Genomic DNA, 7505 nt, shown 5'->3' with positions numbered 1-7505 from the left:
TGACTTAATGACGTGCTGTAACTTTGGCTTTGGCTATCAGCCAATGACTTACTGTTACTTTGGCTGATTGAAGTACTGCGACTGGCAACACTGTTACTATCGCTGATTGAGGTACTATAGCTTTCACTCGCACTATCAGCTGTTGACTTACTATCCTTTTGGCTCTTCGAAGTACTCTGACTAGCAACGCTGTTACTGTCACTAATTGAAGTACTGAAGCTTTCGCTGGCACTGTTAATCTTTGAGTTACTTTGACTCAATGAGTAACTAGTACTTTGACTTTCTGAAGCATTCGAGTTACCTGAAGCGTTGATGGCTGAAGTAAATGAATCCTGCAGACTCTTAGAAATACTATTGCTTTGGCTAACAGCTGCTGAATTACTTTGACTTAATGAAGTGCTGTAACTTTGGCTAGCACTGTCAGCTATCGACTTACTCGTACTTTGACTCTTTGAAGTACTTTGGCTAGCAACGCTGTTACTGTCACTAATGGAAGTACTAAAGCTTTCGCTGGCACTTGCAACTTTGGAATTGCTTTGACTCAATGATTTACTATTGCTCAAGCTTTCCTCGGCATTCGAATTGCCTGAGGCGTTAATGGCTGAGGCAAATGAATCCTGTAAACTCTTGGAGATACTGTTGCTTTGACTAACGGCTGTTGAATTACTCTTACTTAATGAAGCACTGTAGCTTTCGCTGGCACTACTTGCAACTGAGTTACTGTCACTAAGCGATTTACTATAGCTTCGGCTTTGACTGTCGGCAATGACTTTACTATTGCTGTCACTGATTGAACCACTATTATTGGCACTGTTAACCATCGATTGGCTTTCGCTCTGACTCATTTGCGAGTTGTCGATTAACAAGCTTTCAATTTCGGAGTGCGTTGCGGCATCTGATAAACTACCAGCTTCTGACAAGGAGTTTTGCATGCTGGCGGACAATTGTTGCCCCCGTGAAGTCAATGACGCATGCAGCCGACTAGTCTCTGAAGTCATGCTTTCATTCATGCTCGTGCTGTTCTTACTTGCCGACAGACTAGCCGAATTAATATAGCTGCCAGCTGAAGCTGAAGCTGAATTATAATCAGCTATGTTCTTACTTAAGGCAAGTGAAGCTGCGTTTGATGCTTGAGAACTGGCTGCTAATCTTTCGGAATTTGACTTAGAAATTACCGCGATCTTACTCTGCGATTCAGCCAAGCTGGCACTAATTGAAGCGGCACTTGCAGCTGAAGCACTTGCGGCGTATTTCGAGTTCTTGTTCGAAACAACAGCGTGCATTGAAGAGTTACTGTTGCTCAACTCCAAATAACGTGAAACTGTCGAAGCATAATTCTTACTTGTTACTTCGGAAGCACTTAAACTGGCATTAATACTATTAGAAATACTTTCCGAAGCTGCCAGCGAAACATTACTCAAACTAGTCAATTGTGAATCCTTAAGCGAATTACTAATACTAATTGACTGACTCAGTTTGAAGACTTCGGCCTTCATACTAGTAATTGCCGAAGTTGCGGCTGAGTTTGAGACGCTCATGTCAGTCGATTTTCTCAGTGACGCATGAATTGAGAATGAATATGATTGCGAAGCAACTGTCGAAATATTCTGGCTATCCTCTAGACTCAATGAGGAAGCATTGCGACTTTCATCTATTACGTTTTGACTAGCAGACAGGTACCATGCGCTCACTGATTTACTGATCGATACACTATTTGAATCATCGAAACTGCTCTGACTAGCATTTGAAGCACTAATACTTTCAGCTTGACTAATTCCAACACTTTGCGAATCTGAGTTGGCAAAGCTCTTATTCTTATAAACTGACAAACTGATGCTCTCACTGCTCATTTTACTAATCGTGTTTGATCTAGACAAACTATTGGCAAAACTTTGCGCGGCATCACTAGCTAAACTCGCCGAACGCGAATAACTATTGCTTACCATACTTTGGAATGAGTTACTGGTAAAATTTGCGCCTGAAATAAAGCCAGAATCATCTTGCAAGTTATCAGAAGCATTAGATGAATTTCCTGCAATTGTCACGCTATCAACAATATCATTACCATCGGCATTAATTTGTGATGTTTGACTGGCATCCATACTGCTGGCCAATGAATTAGCCAAAGAAGCTGCTAACGAACTCTTATCCGTCAAGCTCCTGGATGCGGAAGTATCACTAGTATTATTGGCAAAACTCTTCGACTGTGAATTAGATACATAATCCGTCAGTGATGAATGGTTGGCACTAGTATTGGTAAAATCATTGGCAATTGAATTAGCCTCTGAATTAATGTCGTACTCATCCTGCACATTAACCTGTGAACTTACGGTTTCCTTAGTTTCTTTAGCTGCTTGCGATTGCACAACTTCTTGTGCCCGACTTGCTTGACTAGTTGCACTTGTTGAAGCTGATTCTGTCTTGACTGCCTGTGAACTAGCTGTTGTCTTAGTTTTAGCAGCTGAACTCTGCGTCTTTGTTTCGTCAGTTGTCTTGACTGCCTGACTTTGAGCAGCCTTCGTTTGTTCTTGGCTGACTGCTTCTGCATTACTATTGGAATTAATTGCTTCCTTAGTCTTCGTCGTGCTTAACTGGGCTGCACTTTGTGAAGCGGGAATTTCTGCCGAGTTGGCATTAACCAATAAATGTTCATAGCTGCTTGTCTTGACCTTAGGCACTGTAGTTGCCGCATGGGCAACTTGCGGTGAATTCAATAGACCGCCTAAAATACCACCGATTCCGGCAGTACCTGCAACTAATAAATTACGTCTAAATGCTTTCGCCTTATCAATTCTCTCCTTTTCAACTATTTCCTTCTCTAACTTTTTCTTTTGATCTGAATTTACCATCTTATACACCTAACTTAATAATAGTTAACCCGGATTTCATGACGGTTACCCATTTAGCACTAACTTACATTAATCCTAATTAGACCTGAAAAAGTAGCTTTACTATTATCTCTAGCAATAATCATAAAACCACATTATCTGTTATCTTTTTGATAACAATCACTTTTACTAAACACTTTTTATAAGTCACATATTAATGACCTAACTGTAACTATTATAATAATTAATTTAATAAATTCAATGGCAATTCTTGCACAATAGTAGTTTTGATTAATAACAATTTTATTAAATAACATTTATGTACAACAGTTTTTCTTCTTTTGATTTATTTCTGAAAACCATGTAATTACTTAATTTTATTTAAATAACATATATGATGATTATATATAAAGATAATTTTGAAAAATATTTTAAAAAAATATATAAAAATAAAAATAAATAAAAAAGCATTATAAGCTAATTCTTGTAATAGCCTATAATGCTTTTAATGTTATTTAATTTTTGTTACATTTACCAATTATTTAATATCATTTATCATCACGTTTACGCAACTTAGCTGCCTGCTGCTTAGTTAGCGCTGGAAAGACGATTTTAAATTGACTACCCTGTCCCTCAACGGATTCAACACTAATTTTACCGTGGTAGCTGGTAACCAGCTTCTGCGCAATTGACAAGCCCAGACCATTACCACCTTTTTCTCTAGTACGAGCCTTATCCACCCGGTAAAAGCGATTAAAAATCTTGTCCTGATCGACCTTAGAAATCCCTTCACCAAAGTCTTGCACAATAATATTGACCTCATCTTGTGAAAGTCCGGCAGAAACATTCATCTGCTTGCGATCAGTTGAATATTTAATACCATTATCAATTAGAATTACAAGCAATTGCTCCAAATGTCCCTGATAAATTTGAATTTCTGTATCCTGCGGTAGATCATCCATGTCAAGGCTGATAGTAAAGTCTTGATGAACCAGTGACAGATCGCTGACAACTCGATTTAAAACCTCAGAAGCCTTGGTCACCGCATTAGGATATTGCACATTAATCTGCTCAGCTCTCGTTAAGTCCAGCATTTCTTGAATTAAATGCTGCATCCGTTTTGCTTCTTGCAGTGATGCCTTAATTGATTCATTCAAAATCTCAGGATCATCCTTGCCCCAACGCTCAAGCATATTTAAATGACCCTCAATTACTGCCACAGGTGTGCGCAACTCATGCGAGACATCCCCAACAAACTCCTTTTGCTGGTCAATATAGCGCTGCATTCGATCCAACATTTGATTAAAGGACACTGCCAATTCTTGCAGTTCGTCATGACGATGAAAATCAGCAATCCGTGCGGTGCTATTCGGATCATCATTAACTTCACGTGCCACCTTAGACATTTCCTTAATCGGCTTCACAATATCAAGCACAATAATAAAGGCAATTGCCGTAAACAATACAATTGCAATAATTGAGATCCGCACCATCCATTTGAGCAAATTTTTCATCAGACCGTTGTAATACGACATCCGATTAAGAACAACAATATACCCAGTTAACTTACCAGTCCTAATCGAGCGTACCTTTTGGTATGTAATTAGCACCTGGCGATGATTACGAAAAGTCTGTTCCTGCTTATATTCACCCTTAAAGTTTTTAAATGCAGGAATCATATCTTCACTGCCATTGTCAAAAACATCTTCCTGCTGCAAATTATAGACGACCACGTTCAAATCTGGATTAGTTAATGACGACAGTAAATTATCATTGAAAGCATTAGTTGAGCGGCCATCCTGACTAATTACCGGATCACCCTGCAGGACTTTTTTAGCAGAAGGTGTTAGTGCAGGCACAACATTGGCAATTTGCAGTTCGGTTGGAATGGAACTCAAGTTACCATTCAGCTGCACAACCATTTGGTTAGAAGTTTCCTTCTGCTGACCAATTGATTGCTGACCAACAAACGTATAAATAACTACTGAAAATACAATAAAGGAGACCATAATCGTCAAACTGACGATACTAATCCACCGTACAATTAGCGACGAGTGCTTGGTCCCCTTTTTATTTTGATCTTGCTGCTTAGTTCTTTTCATCATCTTCATCTCTTACCATATATCCAGTACCACGAACGGTCTTGATATATGATGGTTGTCCTGGTACATCAATCTTATTACGAAGGTAACGAACATAGACTTCCACAACATTAGTTTCAATGTTTGAGCCAGGTCCCCAAATCTTAGCAAGTAATTGATCCCGGCTGACAACATTATTCTTGTTCTTGATTAATGTCATGAGCAAGTTGTATTCCCGCTTAGTTAAATCAACAGTCTTGCCATCACCACGACGAACAATACGGTTAGCTGTTTCAATTGTCATATCTTTAAACTTGATGACCTTCTTTTCAATTGTGTCATCAGAAGCTTCTTTTTCAATCTTAACCCGGCGTAAAACTGCACGAAGACGAGCTAATAACTCCTCAATTGCAAACGGCTTAACAATGTAATCATCGGCACCGTGATCCAAACCTGAAACACGATCAATTACAGAATCACGAGCTGTCATCATGATGATCGGTGTTGTCTTAACCTGACGAACACGCCGAGCAATCTCTAAGCCGTTTAAGTCTGGCAGCATTAGGTCAAGTAAAATAGCATCAAAGTCTTCATTTAATGCCGTTTCTAGTCCTTTACGGCCATTACCTTCAACAACTGTTTCATACTTTTCATGTTTTAATTCTAGCTCGACAAAACGAGCTAAATTTTTTTCATCTTCAATTATTAATATCTTTGCCATCTTATTCATCCCTTTTAAAATTATTATTCACACCAAAAACTAAAATATTTTTAAACTTAATTTAATAACTAAAGGATACTGTAAAAAAGCATACAAAACAAGCTTAAGCACCTAAGTTACCTCAACCTTAATTATCTTAAAATATTCAATTTAATTAATCTTTATCTTGCTGGTTGTCCTTTTGGTCTAATAATTCTTTTAGCTTAGCAAACGCCGGATTAACCTGATTCTTTTTGCCTTCATCAAATTCAGTTTCTGAAATAACGGCCCAACCTTGACCTTCTGGATAAATATCTTGGTCCTCTTCTTCAGGCGTCAAAATCGTCGTTGGAATATGCAGCAGCAAATTATCCTCAATTGCCGTTTGCAAATCAATTTGATCATTCTCAATCTGCACAATTGGTGTTTCACTTGCTTCTAATTCTTCTTTAGCTACCTGATCCTCAGAATAATTTTCACTAAAATGAAAATCTTCGTGGTAATTCACGGGTGCCAAACTTCGACTTGACGGTACAACTAAATCAGCTGTTACATGCAAATCACAGGTAACATATGGCTCGCTGTAAAAAGCATCGCCAACTAGATGAACATTCTCCACCTTATATAGCAGCTTCTGGCTACGCTCTAAAAATTCCGGCCGCATTGTAACTTCACGTTCAATATGCATTAGCGGCGATTTGCTATTTTCTACCTGCGAAAAACTAATCGTAAACATCCTTAAACCTCCAACGGTCTACGACCAAAGTTTTGGTCAACTTGCAAAATTTGCTCAACCAAGCGATCAACACGCAATTGTAAGTGCATTGACCCCGTACGTGTATTTTTCTGGTCAACTTTTGAAATAATGTCAGTAGTTGTATTTTTTCTGATTTTTTTTAGATAACGGCGGCCCAACTTGCTATAACCAAGCAAAAATAATGATTCATGATTAAAGCTATCGAGCATATCATCTTGAGTAACATTTAATAAAGTATACAAGCTTAGTCGACGCAAGCGTGAATAAGTATACCGCTTAGACTTAATATAGCGCAAGAATTCCGTAAAATTACGTGCTCGATGAATTTCTTGCTTCATTTTATATTCAAGTCCTTCGCTCATCTGATAAATTTGCCGCAATTCTTCAACTGAAGAAGACTCAAGGCGATACTTCAAAAACGGAAACAGTAAATTCCAATTAGGATAAACCGGCTGCTGGTAAAGTTGCGCTACTTCAGACTTAGGCAGCCATTGTTCCAGTTCCGCTCCTGTTTTTTGGTGCAAAATAATATTCCGAATTGCACTGGCACTCTGAACCACACCTTCTCGCTGCAGTAAGTCATCATGCCCTGCGCCAATTCGATTAACTGGATGCAAAGTAAGTGGCGTTCCCAAGTTATAATTGGCAACCGCATAAGCTAAACCCAAAATTGCATTTGGCTGGCTGACTTCATAGCCTACTTCACGGGCAACCATTTCGTTATATTGAGTTGAATATGTCTGGCTATAATCGTTAAAATTCATGTGATTTGGCGGAATTTCAGCGATTTTACTGCCAAGATAAGCAAAGTTAAGCGTTGCATCTTCCACACCAAATATCAAATCACTAACACCTAATTTAGCTAGTTGATTAATACTTCCCAGTGAAAAAAGATCGGCAGGTTCAACCGAAGTAGAAAAAGGCATTTCAAAAACAAGATCAGCCCCACTATTTAACGCAGCCTGCGTCCGTGACCACTTATCCATAATGGCCATTTCGCCACGTTGAACATAATTCCCCGACATTAAAACCACAATCGGATCTTTACTGCCGGCCAGCAGCCGTGCCTGATTTAACAAAAATTCGTGGCCACTGTGCAATGGATTAAATTCGGCAATAATCCCCACTACACTCATTGT

At 38.8% G+C, this 7505-nt stretch carries 4 protein-coding genes and 1 pseudogene; all 5 read right to left on the bottom strand.

Going from position 1 to position 7505, the window contains the following annotated elements:
* A pseudogene (locus tag PT278_RS07865) lies at window positions 1-2849 on the bottom strand (hypothetical protein); the annotation flags it as partial.
* 527 nt (window positions 2850-3376) lie between these two features.
* Window positions 3377-4939 carry a HAMP domain-containing histidine kinase gene (locus PT278_RS07860; RefSeq protein WP_277131511.1) on the bottom strand — a complete coding sequence of 521 codons (1563 nt, stop codon included), beginning with the start codon at window positions 4937-4939 and terminating at the stop codon, window positions 3377-3379.
* Complete coding sequence (locus PT278_RS07855; RefSeq protein WP_277131508.1) at window positions 4917-5630, bottom strand: response regulator transcription factor; 714 nt, start codon at window positions 5628-5630, stop codon at window positions 4917-4919. Before PT278_RS07855 ends, PT278_RS07860 begins: the two co-directional genes overlap by 23 nt.
* A 154-nt stretch (window positions 5631-5784) precedes the next feature.
* Window positions 5785-6345 carry a DUF177 domain-containing protein gene (locus PT278_RS07850; RefSeq protein WP_277131506.1) on the bottom strand — a complete coding sequence of 187 codons (561 nt, stop codon included), beginning with the start codon at window positions 6343-6345 and terminating at the stop codon, window positions 5785-5787.
* A 2-nt stretch (window positions 6346-6347) separates the two neighbouring features.
* Complete coding sequence (locus PT278_RS07845) at window positions 6348-7502, bottom strand: nucleotidyltransferase (protein ID WP_277131503.1); 1155 nt, start codon at window positions 7500-7502, stop codon at window positions 6348-6350.
* Between the last annotated feature and the right edge of the window lie 3 nt (window positions 7503-7505).

It is taken from the genome of Lactobacillus sp. ESL0703 (genome assembly GCF_029433435.1).
Lineage (GTDB): Bacteria > Bacillota > Bacilli > Lactobacillales > Lactobacillaceae > Lactobacillus.
Note: the sequence above shows the minus strand (reverse complement) of the source record. Positions and strands in the feature narration are given on the sequence as shown.